This window comes from Paenibacillus algorifonticola, from assembly GCF_050481745.1.
In the GTDB taxonomy this organism is placed as follows: Bacteria; Bacillota; Bacilli; order Paenibacillales; family Paenibacillaceae; genus Pristimantibacillus; species Pristimantibacillus algorifonticola_A.
This window is the reverse complement of the sequence record NZ_JBCNGR010000008.1, coordinates 737925-755724: the sequence shown is the minus strand read 5'-3', so window position 1 is coordinate 755724 and position 17800 is coordinate 737925. Positions and strand designations below refer to the sequence as shown.

General features: G+C 47.1%; 14 protein-coding genes. 13 read left to right on the top strand and 1 reads right to left on the bottom strand.

Features of this window, described 5'->3' with window-relative positions:
* Positions 1-21: 21 nt before the first annotated feature.
* Together ABEW34_RS10905 and ABEW34_RS10900 are read left to right on the top strand one after the other, a co-directional pair.
* Complete coding sequence (locus ABEW34_RS10905) at positions 22-2430, top strand: hypothetical protein (RefSeq protein ID WP_430158137.1); 2409 nt, start codon at positions 22-24, stop codon at positions 2428-2430.
* A gap of 330 nt (positions 2431-2760) precedes the next feature.
* Positions 2761-3870 carry a Gfo/Idh/MocA family protein gene (locus ABEW34_RS10900; protein ID WP_430158134.1) on the top strand — a complete coding sequence of 370 codons (1110 nt, stop codon included), beginning with the start codon at positions 2761-2763 and terminating at the stop codon, positions 3868-3870.
* Between the two features lie 579 nt (positions 3871-4449).
* Here the strand turns inward: ABEW34_RS10900 and ABEW34_RS10895 are convergent.
* Positions 4450-5727: an MFS transporter gene (locus ABEW34_RS10895; protein ID WP_430158131.1), complete on the bottom strand. Its 1278-nt coding sequence runs from the start codon at positions 5725-5727 to the stop codon at positions 4450-4452.
* Between the two features lie 144 nt (positions 5728-5871).
* Between ABEW34_RS10895 and ABEW34_RS10890 the strand changes: the two genes are divergently transcribed.
* From ABEW34_RS10890 to ABEW34_RS10840, 11 genes are read left to right on the top strand one after another with little or no spacing between them, the layout of a single operon-like run.
* Complete coding sequence (locus tag ABEW34_RS10890) at positions 5872-6681, top strand: acyl carrier protein (protein ID WP_430158128.1); 810 nt, start codon at positions 5872-5874, stop codon at positions 6679-6681.
* A complete protein-coding gene (locus ABEW34_RS10885) occupies positions 6678-6953 on the top strand; it encodes a hypothetical protein (RefSeq protein WP_430158125.1) in 276 nt (91 codons plus the stop codon). The genes ABEW34_RS10890 and ABEW34_RS10885 overlap by 4 nt, the downstream gene beginning before the upstream one ends.
* A 14-nt stretch (positions 6954-6967) precedes the next feature.
* On the top strand, positions 6968-8137 hold the full coding sequence (locus tag ABEW34_RS10880; protein WP_430158123.1) for a beta-ketoacyl-[acyl-carrier-protein] synthase family protein: 1170 nt from the start codon (positions 6968-6970) through the stop codon (positions 8135-8137).
* A gap of 3 nt (positions 8138-8140) precedes the next feature.
* Entirely contained in the window at positions 8141-8965 is an 825-nt protein-coding gene (locus ABEW34_RS10875) for a hypothetical protein (RefSeq protein WP_430158121.1), read from the top strand.
* Positions 8943-11717, top strand: a complete 2775-nt coding sequence (locus ABEW34_RS10870) for an AMP-binding protein (RefSeq protein WP_430158119.1) — start codon at positions 8943-8945, stop codon at positions 11715-11717. Before ABEW34_RS10875 ends, ABEW34_RS10870 begins: the two co-directional genes overlap by 23 nt.
* Before the next feature lie 20 nt (positions 11718-11737).
* Positions 11738-14068 carry a PEP/pyruvate-binding domain-containing protein gene (locus ABEW34_RS10865; RefSeq protein WP_430158118.1) on the top strand — a complete coding sequence of 777 codons (2331 nt, stop codon included), beginning with the start codon at positions 11738-11740 and terminating at the stop codon, positions 14066-14068.
* On the top strand, positions 14035-14694 hold the full coding sequence (locus ABEW34_RS10860; protein WP_430158116.1) for a gamma-glutamyl-gamma-aminobutyrate hydrolase family protein: 660 nt from the start codon (positions 14035-14037) through the stop codon (positions 14692-14694). Before ABEW34_RS10865 ends, ABEW34_RS10860 begins: the two co-directional genes overlap by 34 nt.
* The gene (locus ABEW34_RS10855) at positions 14672-15445 is read left to right on the top strand and encodes a class I SAM-dependent methyltransferase (protein ID WP_430158114.1); all 774 of its coding nucleotides are present in this window, start codon (positions 14672-14674) and stop codon (positions 15443-15445) included. Before ABEW34_RS10860 ends, ABEW34_RS10855 begins: the two co-directional genes overlap by 23 nt.
* Positions 15446-15462: 17 nt before the next feature.
* Positions 15463-16200: an NTP transferase domain-containing protein gene (locus ABEW34_RS10850; RefSeq protein ID WP_430158113.1), complete on the top strand. Its 738-nt coding sequence runs from the start codon at positions 15463-15465 to the stop codon at positions 16198-16200.
* A 20-nt stretch (positions 16201-16220) separates the two neighbouring features.
* Positions 16221-17276, top strand: a complete 1056-nt coding sequence (locus ABEW34_RS10845) for a hypothetical protein (RefSeq protein ID WP_430158111.1) — start codon at positions 16221-16223, stop codon at positions 17274-17276.
* Complete coding sequence (locus ABEW34_RS10840) at positions 17273-17788, top strand: adenylyl-sulfate kinase (protein WP_430158109.1); 516 nt, start codon at positions 17273-17275, stop codon at positions 17786-17788. The genes ABEW34_RS10845 and ABEW34_RS10840 overlap by 4 nt, the downstream gene beginning before the upstream one ends.
* The last annotated feature ends 12 nt before the right edge of the window (positions 17789-17800 follow it).

The window sequence follows — 17800 nt, the reverse complement described above, 5'->3', positions numbered from 1 at the left end:
ATAAACCGTGGAGGAATTGATATGAAACAGAGAATTAAAATCGATAAGACTTCGCCGAATAAAGGAGCACTTGACTTTTCCTACCTGTTGGATGCCCCTGCGGGCAAGCATGGTTTCACTGAGGTTAGAGACGGTCATTTGTACTTTGCGGATGGCACTCGCGCGAAGTTCATTGGCTTCAACTTACCTACTCGGTCCAATACACCTGACCACCATACTGCGGAGCTATTGGCTGAGCGCTTTGCGTCGCTAGGTGTCAACGTCATCCGTCTTCATGCTGCTGATGCCCCTCTAGGTGCTTCCGGATGGAGTTCAAGCCTCGAAAACCCATTAATTGATTATGACAGCGGATCGAGTCGAATTTTTAACGAAAAGGGTCTTGATCGCTTTGACTATTTAGTTGCGAAGCTGAAGGAAAAAGGCATTTATCTACAAATAGATTTACTGGTGGCTCGTGTCTTCCAAGACGGAGATGATTTGGCATATCCCGATGCGCCGTCAATCTTCTACAAAAGCTTCTCCCATTTTAATGAAAGATTGATTCAGCTTCAGAAGGAATTTGCAACTAAGCTTCTCTGCCACGTGAATCCGTATACGGGACTGGCTTTAATTGACGACCCAGCGGTCATGACCATTCAGATTAATAACGAGGATTCCGTTTTTCGCGGTACAGAAGACATCAAAGATGCACAGGGGGTCGAGCCGTATCGGCAGGAACTACAACGCCGCTTCAACCGCTTCCTGCTTGCCAAGTATGACACTAGAAAGCATCTGGCTGAGGCTTGGACGTTTAATGGTGCCTGTGCGCTTGGTGAAGAGGAAGATCCAGAGGCGGGTACCGTTCTTTTTCCGGAGGGCAGTTTCTATCAGGTTAACAATAATCCGATGGGTGAATGGACGGGCAGTGTAAGTCCCGCTCGCTATGCTGATTTCATGGATTTCGGTATTAGTGTGAACCGTAGATACTACGGTACAATGATTGACCATGTTCGTTCCTTAGGGGCGAAAGTACCTATTAACACCAGCAACCTCTTAAATGGTTCTGCGGATGTATATTCCCATACGGATGGCGATATTATGATGAACAATACGTACTTCAACCACCCAATGCCGCCTTTTCATCAGGAAACTTTGGTTGTGCCGGGGATGCGGGAATATGTCACGTCTAACCCATTGACCGTGCACAGTGATGGTATGTTCCTTCGCACCGAGATGCTGCAAATGGCCACGACGGCAGTGGTTGCGGGGAAACCGTTCATCCTGAGCGAATGGAATGAATACGGTGTTAATCCTTTTCACTCTACGGCTTTTATTTCTATGGCAGCTTATGCCAGCCTGAACGATTGGGACGGTCTCATGCTCTATTGCTACCATACGTCAGAAAGCTGGAATGACCAGCCCGACGATGTCATTACTGACATATTCGATGCTTACAACGATCCATCTCTTATTTGTCAGTTTGGTTTTATGGCTGCATTATTTCTCGGTAGACTGGTACGCCCGGCTGAGCATCAGGTGGACCTGGTCTTCACGAAAAATGATCTTAAGACTCTGCCATTTTCCTTTAGTATGCCGAACACGTTCCTGCCTTACATCACCAATATGCGCAACGTATTCCTGGAACAAGGCGACACTTATACCGGCAATGCCGACGTCGCTGTTACCGCTGGCTTTGTGAATAACGGTGATCTATCTCAGGCTAAACGCGCTGTTTATTTTTCTTGGTCGCCATATCGGGACGCCATGAGGCATGCAACTGGTGAAGGTCGATTGGAGAGACTGGCTGAGCAGTGCGATGAAGAATTATCAGGAGCGAAACTGGGAGACAGCGTTCTGGTATTTAATGATATAGCAGCCTTGGCTGGCGACGGCGATTATACCGCTTTTGCGAAAAACCTGGATGCTGCATTCAAGCGATGGGGCCTTCTGCCTGATGACCGTGGTCTTGTCGGCAATGCCCTCGTCTCCGATACCGGCGAGTTGTCCTTTGATCCAATCGCGGGAACTTTCCGTATCAACACCGATGAATGTTCCTACTTTAGCGGTAATCCAGTTGGCGGTATCACATTAACGAAGAATATCACCCTGAATCTCAGCAATGAACGTATCTCTGCGGCTTTGCTGCCGGTGAATGGCGGTTCCGTTGATGTTGCAGAATCTTACACTCTCACGTTAATCGGCCATACTGGCATGGACGAAACGATTTTTACTACGGATGGTTTTACTACGACTGTCGATCATCAGGGTAAGTTGTACGCGGATACCCCTGAAGGCTTTCTTTTCGTACGCAGCAAATCTGCAACGCTTACTGCCTTGGACACAGTTGGCACGCCTATAGCTCGTATCGAAGGGACACCCGTTAATGACGGTCTGATGATCGGTCTGGATGGTACAATTCCTGCTGTTAACTTCCTGTTGGAATTGAAGTAATAGGAGTTCTTAACGAAGGTTTCAGGATACATGTATTGGGCGGAAGAAAAGCATATGAGATGAAACCGGTCAAGCTCAACTTGACCGGCTTTTGTGCTCTTCAAAGTGCATCGGAGTACAGAATTCAGAAACTGAAAGCACAATATATTTGGCTAAAGTACAATTCTGTCTGGTTTAATTTGTACTGTCGATCCGTCATGATAATGATAAAGCTTTCGAATGATACGAATTGAATAATTTAATTGCTGAATCGAGTGTTGAAAAGATGAGGAGAATCAACTTTTCATTATTCATAAAATCAATGGAACATTGAGAGGAGAAAGACAAATAATGAAACCAGTTCGTATAGGCATTATTGGTTGTGGAAATATAAGCTCCATCTACTTCGAAGCAGACTCAAAGTTCCCCATACTGGATATCGTTGCATGTGCCGATTTGGATATTGAGCGAGCACGGGCGCAGGCAGAAAAATACGGAATTCCACTTGCCTGCAGTGTGGAAGAACTTTTAGCAAAACCGGATATCGAATTAATTTTGAACTTGACTATCCCCTCAAGCCATGCTGATATTCATCTAAAGGCTTTAGCGGCAGGCAAACATACCTATGGTGAGAAACCGCTCGCTATCGAGCTGGAAGAGTCGAAACAAATACTGGACTTGGCGGCAGAGAAAGGCCTGCTCGTCGGATCAGCTCCAGATACTTTCCTAGGTGGCGTGCTGCAGACTGGGCGCAAGCTGATAGATGATGGTTGGATTGGCAAGCCGATCTCTGCCAATGCTTTCCTCATGAGTCATGGGCCGGAGAGTTTCCACCCTAATCCAGACTTTTTTTATCAAAAGGGAGCGGGTCCGCTCTTTGACATGGGACCGTATTACTTGACGGCGCTCATCCATCTTATGGGACCGGTCAAGCGAGTTACAGGTTCGGCAGCGTCTTATGCGAAGGAACGGATGGTTACTAGTGAGGTCAACTATGGACGGAGGTTCCCCGTTGAAACGCCTACTCATGTATCAGGTGTGCTTGATTTTCAAAACGGTGCAATTGCGACGATGGTCATGAGTTTTGATGTTTGGGGGACAAGACTGCCTTTTATTGAAATTCACGGGACGACTGGTTCAATGATCCTCAGCGATCCTAATGAATTTGGAGGAAAGGTGCTGGTCAAGCGGCAAGATTATGCCGATTTCGTCGAGATGCCACTGACGCATGGGTTTACAACCAATAATAGGGGCATAGGTTTAATGGATATGGCTTTTGCCATCAGAGAGGGTAGGGCACATCGTGCCAGCGGCGAACTCGGATATCATGTATTGGAAGTTATGCATGGTTTTTATATATCTTCGGATAGCGGGCAGCATTATCAGTTGAGCAGCGTCTGCAAAAAGCCTGAGCTCTTGCCGCTAGGGTTGACTCATCAGGGATTTAATAGGCTGGAATAAAGATTTTGCCCAGAATAAAAAGCAGAGCGGTAATGCCGATCTGCTTTTTTTGCGCAGAAAACCAAATTTGACATTTGACGGTCTATTGTTATGTACATATAGAAGGCGAGTCTATATTAAATCTGTTAGAAGCAAAGCATCAGGACAACCTTCCAAAACAGGAACTTGAGAATAATAAAAGGCTCATAGTTTAGGTGTATAATGGTAAACTGCGAAAGTACTCTCTCCCTATGTTGCTCAAGGCCTGGCCTTGACCGTTCTGATGGAGAGCAGGTCGCGCGGGAATGAGCTGGAATGTGCTACGTAGCGAATATCTAAAAACAAAAAAAGGAAACCTATTGCTTGGAAAAAGCAAGGGTTTCTCAACACTCTAAGGCCCATGCAAACGAGCATGGGCTTGTTTGATTTGTACCCCCCTCTATGCATGACTACACTTGTGAACAGCGCCAATTTCATAGAGGAATAGAGCTAATATTAAAAAATGGTAAAGGTTGAAAAAAGGTGAATCCACACATTTTAATAAATGTTAATCCTTAAAATATAGATAATATCTTGGAATCGATCGAAATTGTATAGTCGTTACATGGATTGCGAAGTTTGTTGATTATTGCTAGTGCTATCGGCAAGCGGGTTGATCTGAAGCTTCAAACGGAACATAAGAGAGATGACAGCTGTGGAGACAACAAACAAAATACCCGAGCACAGGTACATGAAGGCTAATGGCAGGAATGTGCTAAGCCATCCGGAAACCATCGTCATGAGTACCATGGAGCCCATGAAGATCGGGCCAAAAGCCCCGTTAACTCTTCCAACATAAGCTTCATCCGTCGTTTTCATGACAATGGAGTTTATTCCGACTTGTATGAAGGGGAGGACAAAACCGCGAATGAACTGCATCGCCAGAGATAAGGAGAGATACGTTGAAAATCCGATGCCGATCACGGAAAAGGCGCTAAAGAGATTGCCGATGGCTAAAATTTTCTGAGAGGGCACAAGCTTCGAGATTCCTACAACCAATAAACCTCCAGCAACGGTTGCTACAACATTGGTACTGGCAAACCACTGATAATATTCTTTATCCAATTGCAGCTGATCAACGACGATGAAAATGCCGAGCGGCTGAATGATGCCGACCGCAAGTCCCCCTAGGCCGAAGGCGATGCCAAGCAAACGAAGTATCGGATTTTGAAGGACATATGTAAAGCCGCCGCGCAATTCAAACCAGAAGGACTCCCTCTTGTCCCCGGTTTTGCCCAGCTTGTCTGGTGGCAGCAAGGTTAAAGTGACGGCTGACAAAACAAATGCGATGGCTACTAATGCGAGCGAAACATTGATGCCGTATGCACTATAAACGAAAGTACCAAATACCGGACCTATGACAACAAAGATGCTAGTCAACGTTTGGTACATCGCCATGCCTGTCTGAATATGCTCCTCCGGTACATGCTGCTTAAATAATTTCATCCCGGAGGGCTGCGAGAATTGCGATAGAACCGCTGATAGCAGCGTCGTGAAGAATATCGCTTTCCATGAGCCTAACAATAAGGCTGCCAAGATGGCCAGCAGTGATAGGGCACTGAGCAAATCGCAGTAAATCATAGTTTTTTTTGGTTTCCAACGATCCGCAAAGGTTCCGCCGATGACAGAGAAGATGAGAATCGGAGCAAATTCGGCGACATAGAGCATCGACACGGCAACGGTATCGTTGTTCGTCATTTCCATAACGAACAGTAGAATGGCAAAGTTCCGCATCCAGACGCCTATTTGCAGAAACAGACTCGATATCAGAATGACGCGTATAAACTTGTTCCCGAAAAAATCGGATGCAGATAAAAAACGTTTTACTCTTTGCACCATGATTGATCGCTCCTAATAATCTTGATCTTTCCATCTTTGATTAAAAATACCACGAACCGCCCGCACCTACAACAGAACCTTAAAATGTGGATACATTATGCGATTTCAGCTATTAACGATCAATAGAAAGGAGGTGAATACAATTTGGAAGATCTGAGTCGATTGGAATGGATCATCTTGCAAATGCTCGTGACCTCAAACAGCCGTACGACGGATATGCTCGAGATTATAACGATGGATCGGCTGTTGCCCATTGTTGCGAGACAATCTCATGTGTCCGGAGGGAAGATATTGCGCGAGTCGTTCCTGATTACGGAGAGTGAGCGACGATATGTATCGCAGAATATCGTTTTAATTGATCCGGCCTATGTTCCCCCTGTGCTGCTGGAGCGAATTATCAGTGAGAGGGAGGGAATCGGCCATGTGCTGAGAGCAAGCCATACTCGGGATATTAGAACTATGATTCAGAACGGCTGGAGGCTCACAGCCGAGGCCGTGGATTTATTTGATAAACCATATCGCCTTCAATTTCAAGAGCATCGCCGGGTTCCATTCAAGGAATATAAGATGACTTTTCCTCCCTTTCAGGATAGTGGGGTGCATCTCATCGAATATTTTAATCCGGATATAATCCGAATGAACACCAAATCGACCCAGCCATTTATGGATGAGGAAGGGGACCACGATAGGATGAACAGACAACAAATGTTCGATGAAGTCATGAATATGATCACTAGACAGATGAATATACAGATGAATCCAGACGAGGTTGATGAGACGATGCCGCTTGGGGATGAGGGGCTCGCGCTTGATTCTATTCAAATTATCGAGCTTGCTGCAAGAATAGAGGCGCAGCTCGGGTTGACTATAGCCGATAGCGAGCTCATTGAAATTAGCGGGTACACAGTAGGGCAACTGATCGGCACTTTGCATGAGCGAGCCAATGCGGTATGAACGAGAGCCCGTTAATAAGTAAGGAGGGCATCAAAAGGCTGCTGCTGGAAAATCAGCTGTTTGTCTCAAGGCCGGATGAGCTAAACGATGATTCGCTTATTATGATGGATTCATTGTGCCTCATATGGTTTCTCGACATGCTGGAGCATCGCAATCATATCCATTTGCAGCTAGAAGACGGGGACTACGAGCGCTTCGACTCCATCCATGCCATTTACCGGCTTATCCAGGAGAAGGGAGTAATGATCAAAAGGCATACGAACACGATGTGAGAAAGGAGTACGCGATGTTCAATCGGGTAGTGATAACAGGGATCGGATTAATGATTCCAAGCGGCTTCGGAGAAGAGGCCGTTAAGAGAAGCGTGCTTGCGGGAGAGCATCGTTTCAGGCCGGTTACACGCTTTGACAGCACGCCTTTCCGGACTGCTTTCGCAGCGGAGTCCGATTTCAAGGGAACCTTGCTCGGACTGGGGGAACGCTTGGCCGAGGAGGCCGTTGCTTCCTCCGGCCTACAAGATTTATCGGATTCGTCTATCGTACTCGGCCTGCAAGGCGATTACAATGCGCTTCAACAGTACTGGAGGTTGAAATCCTCGGGGCAACATTCAGCTATACCGCTATCGGAATTTCTCCCATCCTACCATTTGAAGGTATTGGCTGACCTTTATCGGCTTAAGGGCAATGGCAAAAAAATAAGTTTAAACAACGCCTGTATTGCTTCCAGCAACGCGATTGGCGTCGCTTACGAGCTTATCCGGAGGGGGCAATCGGATACTGCGCTTTGCGGCGGATATTCCCTGGTGACCGAGGAGATGTTTGCGAAGTTCAATTCGGGCCGCACCTTTGCGGCTGACGGCCGAGTAAGGGCATTTTCGGCCAATCGATCAGGAATGCTGCTGGGAGACGGAGGCGCTATGCTCCTGCTCGAAAGCCTGGAGCATGCCGAGAAGCGCGGCGCGACGATTCTTGCCGAAATGCTTGGCTGGGGGCTGTCCTGCGACGCCTTCCATGTGTGCCAGCCTCATCCGGATGGAGCCGGTATGGCGCTCGCCATTGAGCGGGCATTGGCTGCTGCTTCTATTCAGAAGGAAGAGATAGATTATATTCATGCCCATGGGACAGGCACTCCTCTTAATGACCGTGCAGAAACGGCGGCAATTAAGCGGGCGTTTGGCACGAGGGCTTATGATACACCGATCTCATCGACGAAGACGGTGACGGGACATATTCTGGAAGGTACGGGAGCGGTTGAGACGGCTCTCTCCATCATGGCTATGAAGCATAATACGATTCCGCCCACGATGGGTTATGAGGAGAAGGATCCCCATTGCGACTTGGACTATGTACCGAATTACCCAAGGAAGAAGCAGCTGAACAAGGTTATCAATTTAAATGCATCCTTCGGAGGCAACAATACGGCTATTGTTTTGCAAAAATCGGTTGAGAGGGGGTAATTTATGCTGAAGGTGACAGCGACTGCCTGCATCGGTCCATGGGGGCATTCCATCGAAGGACTGGCCGATTATGCGGAAATGCTTAAAGCAGAGGAAGAACAGGCCCGGTCGATTGCGATAGAACCCGTCCCCGGTTTTATCGAATCCGCCTTCAATCCCATGGTGTATCAGATTTTGAAAAACCAAGTGGAGTCGGGGACGATTCGCTCTCATCAGAAGCTGGCTATCTTGCTTGGCAGTGCATTTGGCGATACGGCTACTGCAGATCGGGCGAGCCAGAATTTGCTTCAAGGCAAAGTCCATAACCCTTTATTATTTTATCAATCCGTTCCTAATTCCATTCTTGGCTACGCTTCTAAACAATTTGGCTTTACCGGTATGATATCAGCGGTGTCCCACTTCGGGAATGGACTTGTCTCCTTGCTCGATCTAGCTGAAATCTATATGGATCAACCAGATGTTGAGCAGGTACTAGTCATTGGTGTGGAGCTGCAAAGCAGCCGTTCCGACGAACTGCTTGCGCAGCTTGTTGATTCAGAGGCGACCTTGCGATCATGCGATCATGCCATCTCACTCTTACTGGAATGCGCCAAGGGAGATGATTTCTCAGATTCTGGCGACGAGCTTCCTATTTATATTGAAGCAGTCGAAAGCTTGACTGAGCCCTTGAGCACCGAGCTGCCTGCATTACCGTTTGCCGGCAATCAAGGGTTAGCGGATTTGGTCATTGCAGTCGATCGATTAAAAAAAAGGGAAGTAGCCGCCCCGGTTATTATCTACGATTATGAATTCGGAGGAGGCTGCCATGCGATTAAACTCAATCGATAAGCAAGCATTCTATCAGGCGTTGATTTCAAACTCAGCAGAGCCCTCTCGATTGGCGATGAAATTCTCTTCTTCCGTAACGTATGGGCAGCTTTTCGAGGAAATCGAAAGTCAAAGGCAGCAGCTAGCGGAAGCAGGCGTCAAGGAAGGGGATCTCATTGCACTGCAAGTCAAAAGCTCCCTGACTTTTGTTTATTTGTTATTTGCCGTATGGAAACAAGGGGCTCAGGCGATGCTGCTGGACAGCCGTTTGAAACCGACGGAAACCGATGCGCTGCTGCAGGAATATCGTCCGCACTACTATATTTGCTCAACCGATCAGAGCCATCCATTAGCAAGCTTTGCCGAAAAAGTTTCCTTCGAAATCGTGAAGCTCCAGCAAAGCAAAGGCTGCGAGCCTGAAAACGTGCTTCAAATGTTCACATCGGGCTCTACGGGCAAGCCGAAAGCAATCGGTAGAACGGCAGAAGCGATCCTTGGCGATCTGCACAAATTGACAGCTGTACCTTTGTTATCACGCGATGATCGTGTTCTTGCCTTGTCTCCGTTTACGCACACATTTGGTTTGCTTAATGGACTATTGCTCACGTTATTCACAGGAGCTTGCTTATATTTTCCGCGAAATCACCAGAGCCTCTCCATCCTTCAGACACTCCGGGAGGAAAGGATTACGGTGATGTATGGCGTTCCGTTCCATTATCAATTATTAGGACAAGCGCCGGGACCGGGGCTTCTCCCTGAGCTTAAGCATGCCATTTCTGCTGGGGAGGCTCTTTCTCTAGAGGTTTATCAAGCTTTTTACGACAGATATGGAGTCAGGATCGGTCAGCAATACGGGACAAGCGAGACCGGCGTTCTGACCATGGACTGGGACGGGAAATATCCGGAGAGTGTCGGCCGCCCGTTGCCTGGAGTAAGCTTGCGGATTGAGAACGATGAGGTGCTGGCGGAATTGCTGGAATCTCCTTATCTGCCTCGCACCGTAAACGAAAGATGGAGCGAGGGATGGTTCAACACATCGGATACAGGTTCCATTAACGAGGAGCAGATTTTATATTTAGCCGGGCGTTCAGACAGTATCAAGATTATCGGCGGACTTAAGGTGAATCTCCAGGAGATCGAGCTTAAGCTGAAGAACCACCCCAATATCCGTGAGGCGCTTGTCTGTTTGTCAGAGGACAACAAGATTATTGAAGCTCATGTCGAGCGGCAAGAATCTTTGCTGGAGTCCAGCTTGCTGGAATGGTGCCGAGAACACATGGCCGATTATAAAGTGCCTCGAAGGTTTTATTGGACAAGCAAGCTTCCAAGAACATCGACGGGCAAGTTGATTCGGATGAATCCCCATTCACTGAATCGTGAGGAGGAACGGTTGCAGAAGCAGCTGTACCAGGTGCCTCAAAAGGTGTCACTGCTGCTTGAGCTCGGAGCTGTATACGAAAAGCAAGGTCGGCTGCTCGAAGCCAATGACCTCTATAGGAGAGCGAAACGTGTTTCAGTCTCTAGTGAATATATGCCCGAGATTGAGAAAGAGCTTGCGCGTATTCACATTCTTATGGAGAGCGTTGCATTCACGAAGAGAGATTATGCGGCTTCTTTAAATAAAGTGGTAAGTATTTATTGCTACGGCAGAAGCGGCACGCATTTGATGAAAAGTTTGCTGGACGGTCATCCGAATATTATTTTAACCATGTTGAACGGTGTGGAAATTTTCAGGCTGTGGCAATCAACGATCAAACCGCGTGAAGGGCGCATGGACAATCAGGAAATCGTTGATGCGATATTCAAAACGTTCCCTGGCGAGTTCAACGAAGGCTGCATTATCGAAGAACAGAGGCTGAACGGGATGTGCGCCTTAGGTGAAGGCAGAGATCAGATTTTCACAATTGACCGAGCCCGATTTAAGTCGGCATTCCTGGAAATTACGGAGACGGCTGATCTGATGGACATGACATTTTTCTATCAAGCCGTACAGCTTGCGGCATCCTGCGCGATGGGAAAAACCTGTGACTTCGCCTCGGAGCTTCCGGTCATTATTGAAGGAGGCATTCACTTCGGAACGAGTGTGGCGGAGACCGAACAATTCATTGAGCTTTTTCCCTACGCTAAATTATTTCATATGATTCGAAATCCCGTTATTGCATTTGCCTCCGCATTGAACTACCAATTGCATGCAGGCAAAGCGAGTATCTATAACTTATGCTTTCAACTGCAAGCTCTGTTCCATGGTGTCCCTGTATCAGCGCGCTGGACAGACCGGACGTATTTGGTAAAACTAGAGGATTTGCATGTAAAGCCGGAGGTTACTCTTGAGCTGATATGCAAGCATCTGGGCATCGATTGGGATGAAAGCTTGCTTCACAGCACGTTTGGCGGCATGAAATGGTGGAATTCATTAACATCTGAGGTTGTATCCGGATTTAATACACGTACCATCTCAAAATCTTATGATGAGTTATTGTCTTCTTTCGACAAATTCAGGCTGGAGAGCATGCTTCGAATCAAATATCGGGCATGGGGATATCCGGGACACGACTATTACAACTACGATAATCTGATGGAGCTTTTGGCATTCCCGTTTAAGTTTGAGAAGCAATATGGGGAGTTCGTAGAGAACCCCGCCATTATTCGTACGATGGTCCATCGTCTATGCATGAAATTACTCGCAGAAGAGCATGAGCTTGGCGACACCGACAGATTGGAATATCAAGTCCAATTATTGTCTGAGCGTCAAGTTGACCATGCAGTGCGATAAGGGAGCTGGGTGAGAGTGGGTTGATCCAATTCGGTACAAAATCAGAAACGTTGGAGAGGCTTGAGAGACTAGTCAAGTGTGCAATCGTTCTACCCCAGCTTCAATTTACCGCATATGAGTGGCGTTATCGCCAATCGGAAATTTTAGACAGCCTTAAGCAGCTCTCATGGTCGGGAGCGCCACTCATTGTACGAAGCAGCGCGGCTTGGGAGGATGGTCCTGCCGCTTCCTATGCAGGGCGCTATGATTCCGTGCTTGACGTGTTTGGAGAGAGCGAAGCCATACAGGCCGTTAACAGGGTGCTTGCATCCTATCAAGACGAGGATCCGGTCCATCATGTATTCATACAACCGATGCTTCCTTATGTCGCAATCAGTGGCGTTGCTTTTGGAGTTAATCCAAATAATGGCGGGAATTATATCGTCATCAACTACGATGATGTGAGCGGTGCAACCGATGCTGTCACCTCGGGCACAACCAATCATCTCAAAACCTATCATTATTTCAAGGGCTCGCCACTGCCTGCAGGGAGGCCACTGAATCAAATTGTTGACTTGATGGATGAACTGGAGCACATATTCGAAACACCCAGGCTGGATATTGAGTTTGCAGTAGACAAGGCGGGCCAGCTTTATCTTTTTCAGGTTCGGCCCTTGTTATTAAACTGCGATTTAGCAAGCCTTGACCATCAATCCGCGACACTAAAACGGATTTATGACAAAGTAGGACAAGGTCAAGCGAGGCAGCCTTACCTTTATGGACACAAAACGGTCTATGGTGTCATGCCGGACTGGAATCCGGCCGAAATCATCGGCATTCGGCCCCGTCCGCTCGCGCTATCGCTGTACAAAGAATTAGTGACTGACAGCATATGGGCCTATCAGCGAAGTCAATACGGTTATAAGAATGTCAGGAGCTTTCCTCTGCTCATCGATCTGGGAGGATTTCCATATATCGATGTAAGAGTCAGCTTCAACTCCTTTTTGCCCAAGGAGCTGGATGCCGAATTAAGCGAGAAGCTTCTGAATTATTATATGCAAAGCTTGATCGATAACCCTCAGAATCATGACAAGGTTGAGTTTGAGATCATATTCTCTTGTTTTACCTTCGATCTGGATACCAGGCTGGAGATTCTCTATGAGCATGGATTCACAAAGCCGGAGTTGAAGCAGCTTAGTCTTTGTCTGAAGGATCTCACGAATCATATCGTATGTACGGAAAATGGCTTGTTACAAAATGATCTGAGTAAAATCAACCAGCTGGAAGCAAGGCGTTCAGAATTGCTGGACAGCTCAATCGACAAGGTATCAAAAATTTATTGGCTGCTGGAGGATTGCAAGCGTTATGGTACGCTGCCCTTTGCTGGGCTGGCAAGGGGGGGATTCGTAGCCGTACAAATGCTTCGCTCCCTCGTCTCCATTGGTATTCTTTCGGAAAGCGACTACCATCGTTATATGAGCAGCCTGGAGACAGTCAGTACACAAATCAGTATGGATTACGCTCAGCTAGACATGGAGGAATTTCTAGCGAAATATGGACATTTACGACCTGGTACCTATGAGATTTGTTCGCTTCGTTATGACGAGGCACCGGATCAGTATTTTGAATTTTCTTCTTCGCGCGAGCCTAACCGTGTGATAGAGAAGCCATCCTTCACCCTTTCGCTTGCTCAATATAAACGGATTCAAGCTTTGCTGATTGAGCATGGCCTGTTAGATGGCAATGTGCTTGGATTATTCGACTTTTTTAAGACCGCGATTGAGGGTAGGGAATATTCCAAGTTTGTATTTACAAAAAGCTTGAGTGAGGCGATTAGGCTATTCGGCCAATTGGCGGAGGAATACGGTATTTCGAAGGAGGAGGCTTCCTTTGCCAATATCGAGGTGATCAAACGGGCTTACGAGTCAGATTGCGATATACAGAGCTTGCTGCTGGATAGTGTTAAGGCTGGCAGACAAAGATATGAGGCAACCTTGCAGCTGGAGCTGCCGCCATTGATCACCGAGCCCTCCAATGTATGGTTTTTCAGTCAACCGGAGCTTGAGCCGAATTTTATTACCATGAATCAGGTCACCAGCAAGATTGCATTCTCAAATGAGGATCATGAAAGCTTGCGGGGAAGCATTTTATTCCTTCCGAGTGCCGATCCCGGTTATGACTGGATTTTTTCCAAAGGAATCGCTGGCCTGGTAACGATGTACGGAGGCGTCAATTCACATATGGCTATTCGTGCTGGCGAGCTGTCGATTCCCGCGGTAATTGGAGTAGGAGAAAACTTGTATAACCACTACGGCAATGCCAAGGTGCTTGCCATCGATTGCGCGGGAAAAAACATGAGGATCATCCAATGATTATGATTGGCATTACGATGCGTGTCGAAGAGGTAGCGAGCCGTGGTGAGCGAAGAGACGCTATTGACCAAAGCTGGATCAATCTGTTAGCCACCTGCGGCTATATGCCGATTCTACTGCCTAATCATTTGCCAACCGTTCAGGAAATGCTGCGCAGTCTGCCGATCAGAGGCATGATTATGACGGGAGGCAACGATCTTCTAAAGTATGGCGGGAGGTCACCGGAGAGGGATGAGGCAGAGCGATTTCTCATTCAATATGCATGTGACAGCGGCATACCTTTGCTGGGAGTATGTAGAGGCATGCAAATGCTTCAGGATTTCTGGGGCATTGAACTGGAGAGAATTGAAGGCCACGTGGCGGTGCATCATGCTGTGCACACGAACGAAGGCAGCTTGAGTAAAAACAGCTATCACCGCTACGGAGCCCGAAGGTCTGTGGAGGAGCTCGTTGTAACCGCAAGGGCTGCCGACGGGACCATTGAGGCGGTAATGCACAAGCATGCCAGCATCAAAGGAATTATGTGGCATCCAGAACGGGAAATGCCGTTCGAGCCAAACGATATGAGCATGATAAAACAATTATTTGGAGGAGAGAATGAAAATGAATACAATGATGCACGGTGATTTTACTTTGCTGGCCAAACAATATGTCAACCGACCAGGTTATTCGGAAGATATTCTCCATGCGCTGATGTCGCATACGGGGGCAGCTAGCGAGGGTTTTGTGGCAGCAGACGTAGGTGCGGGAACGGGGAAGTTAACCGAAATACTGGCCAAGCTCGGGATGAGGGGTATAGCGGTCGAGCCAAACGATGCGATGCGGGAAGAAGGTATTCGTCTGGATACTTGCAATAAGCAATTTGCTTGGCAAAAAGGTTTTGCGGAGGAAACGGGCCTAGCGAATGATTCGGTAAACTGGGTGTTTATGGCCTCTTCCTTTCATTGGACTGATCAAAAGCAAGCGTTAAGCGAGTTTCATCGTATCTTGAAAGAAGGGGGACATTTTACAGCTTTATGGAATCCGCGGGATGTTGAGCGAAATGAACTGCAGCAGCAGATTGAAAGTATAATAAGACACTATGTTCCTGATTTAAAGCGTGTTTCATCTGGCTCTCAAAGCCACATGAGCGGCGTCGAGGAGGTGCTGCTATCTACGGGGCAGTTCGATCGCTTAATATTTATGGAGGCTCCGCATACCGTTGTTATGACAAAAGAACGTTATTTAAACGCTTGGCGTTCAGTAAATGATATTCAAGTGCAAGCGGGGCAGATTCTGTTCGAGAAGATTATGGACGAGATTAGCCTATGCCTAAGCCATATTGATGAAATTGAGGTGCCTTACAAGACAAGAGCTTGGACAGTCCAAGCGATATAGGAAGCGGGTTGCATGAGATGAAAGCTATTCTATTGGCGGCAGGACGTGGAAGCAGATTAGGCTCCCATACCCTGCATGAGCCGAAATGCCGCACCATGCTGCTAGGCAAACGGTTAATTGATCGACAGCTTGAAGCATTCCGCGAGGCTTCCATCCGCGATATCGCGATCGTTCGAGGTTATATGGGAGATAGGATACAGGTGGCTGGAGCAACATACTTCGAGAATGGTGAGTGGGAACGAACGAATATGCTTACCAGTCTGCGCTGTGCTTCCGATTGGCTGGAGCGCGAGCCTTGCATCGTTAGCTATACCGATATCGTCTATAAGTCTGATGTTATTGAGCTTATGTTGGGCGCAGATGAAGATGACGATATTGTCATTCCTTACAATATCAACTGGCTTCCCTTGTGGGAAGCCCGATTCCCTAATCCGTTAAGCGATGCCGAAACGTTCAGACTGGGGAGCGACAGCCGAGTGATTGAAATCGGCGGTAAGCCAGCAACTCTTCAGGAGGTGGAAGGGCAATTCATGGGGCTGCTCCGTATTTCACCAAAGGGGTGGCGGAACATTCAGCAATTTCTCTCCATACAGGATCAAAGACTAGTGGAGCACATGGATTTGACGGCTTTGCTAGCCGGATTAATCGAACAGGGGATTACCATTAAGGCAATTCCTTATCGCGGACTATGGTTAGAAGTTGATCACGAATCAGACCTGCTGCTCTATGAGAACGAGTATGGAGACAGGCTATAAAAAGGAAGGAGAGAATGACGGTGTTCAAACTGGATTTTGTACCCTATAACACGAACCGAATTGATTGTTACTGGAATAATGTGATCGCCATTTTAATGACGAGGGATTCGGCATTCGAATGCCTGGTCCCTCTTATTACATCTCGATATGAAATAGAGATCCCCAATCGTGAATTAATAACTGACGCAGCTTACAAGGAAAAACAAGAGAATGGCGCATTGGTCCCGTATGTTACAAGGAATTTGCCAGACGTGCTATACGATGAATATTTTCAGAAGGTTGAATTGCCACTCTACAGAGATACCGATGCTATCGAGCTCGTCAAAGGTTATTTGAATCAGGGTATGTATTGTATTCTACGATTGAATCGTTTCCATTTTCCCTTCTGCCTTGAATGCCGTAAAACGGATTTGATTCATCCCGTTTTGGTCTATGGGTATAGCGACGAGCTATCCACTTTCTATATGGTGGAAGACTGCGTTCCACCAGGGAATATCGTTAAGCATGAAATAAGCTACCAGGATTTTCAGCTTTCCTACGACTCGATTCCCGCAGATCAGTTGTTTGGATTAGGGCTGCGCGTTATTAAGGAGCAACTGGAGCCGCAGCTGCCTTACAGGATCATCCAAGCGAATATTGAAAAACAGCTTTACGGCGAATCTATAGTTTCCGAGGAACTGACAATAAAGAGAGGTCTAGGTGTATTGGAGCACCTTCGCGATCAATTTAGTGAAATTATTCTCTCTGCCAATGCTCTCAACTCCAATATGACTCACCGACTGACATACTCGTTATTTTATCAGGAACGCAATCTAATGCTTATTGACTATTTGAAAAAGCAAGGTATATTCGAAAGCAATGTTTATGAAGAATTGCACAAGGGCTTCACTGATCTGTACAACAATTGGACGTTAATCCGAACCAAGGTCGTTCAATATTATGTCAAGCCGGATCGGCCTAATGCGCAAGCCTATGCGTTGACTATACGGCCTTATTTGGATGCTTGCATGAAAGAAAGCGAGCTTCTCATGCAGCTGCTAGATTGCTTGAATAGAGCCGAGGAGGGAACAATTTGAACGAATCGGGCCGCGTTTATTGGATTACGGGACTTGCGGGCTCAGGGAAAACCACAATAGGTAAACAAGTATATACCCGGTTGAAGGCACAAAGCGATGCGGTTGTGTTTCTTGACGGCGATATGGTAAGAGAGGCTTTCGGTCATGATCTTGGCTACTCTATCGCTGACCGACATGCAAGCGCCATGCGTAATGCAAGGATGTGCAGGATGCTGGCTTTACAAGGATTGGATGTGGTATGCGCGACAATCTCAATGTTTCATTCCTGCCGGGCCTGGAACAAGGCGAATATTTCACATTATTATGAAATCTACTTGCGCGTATCCAAAGATACACTAATGGCTCGTAATCAGAAGGAGCTGTACACTGGAGCTTTGAACGGACAGGTACAGGAGGTTGTTGGTATGGATATGGATTTTGAAGAACCATCGCAACCTGACTTAATTGTCGTTAATGAGGCCTCTGCTTCTTTAGAAGCGATTGTTACACAAATCTTGAAGCTGCCTGAATAATCGTGATTTGGC

Bases quoted from the DNA above. Each gene is read 5' to 3' on its own strand.
- ABEW34_RS10905 (WP_430158137.1), top strand. From the start codon at position 22: ATGAAACAGAGAATTAAAATCGATAAGACTTCGCCGAATAAAGGAGCA.
- ABEW34_RS10900 (WP_430158134.1), top strand. From the start codon at position 2,761: ATGAAACCAGTTCGTATAGGCATTATTGGTTGTGGAAATATAAGCTCC.
- ABEW34_RS10895 (WP_430158131.1), bottom strand. From the start codon at position 5,727: ATGGTGCAAAGAGTAAAACGTTTTTTATCTGCATCCGATTTTTTCGGG.
- ABEW34_RS10885 (WP_430158125.1), top strand. From the start codon at position 6,678: ATGAACGAGAGCCCGTTAATAAGTAAGGAGGGCATCAAAAGGCTGCTG.
- ABEW34_RS10880 (WP_430158123.1), top strand. From the start codon at position 6,968: ATGTTCAATCGGGTAGTGATAACAGGGATCGGATTAATGATTCCAAGC.
- ABEW34_RS10875 (WP_430158121.1), top strand. From the start codon at position 8,141: ATGCTGAAGGTGACAGCGACTGCCTGCATCGGTCCATGGGGGCATTCC.
- ABEW34_RS10870 (WP_430158119.1), top strand. From the start codon at position 8,943: ATGCGATTAAACTCAATCGATAAGCAAGCATTCTATCAGGCGTTGATT.
- ABEW34_RS10855 (WP_430158114.1), top strand. From the start codon at position 14,672: ATGAATACAATGATGCACGGTGATTTTACTTTGCTGGCCAAACAATAT.
- ABEW34_RS10850 (WP_430158113.1), top strand. From the start codon at position 15,463: ATGAAAGCTATTCTATTGGCGGCAGGACGTGGAAGCAGATTAGGCTCC.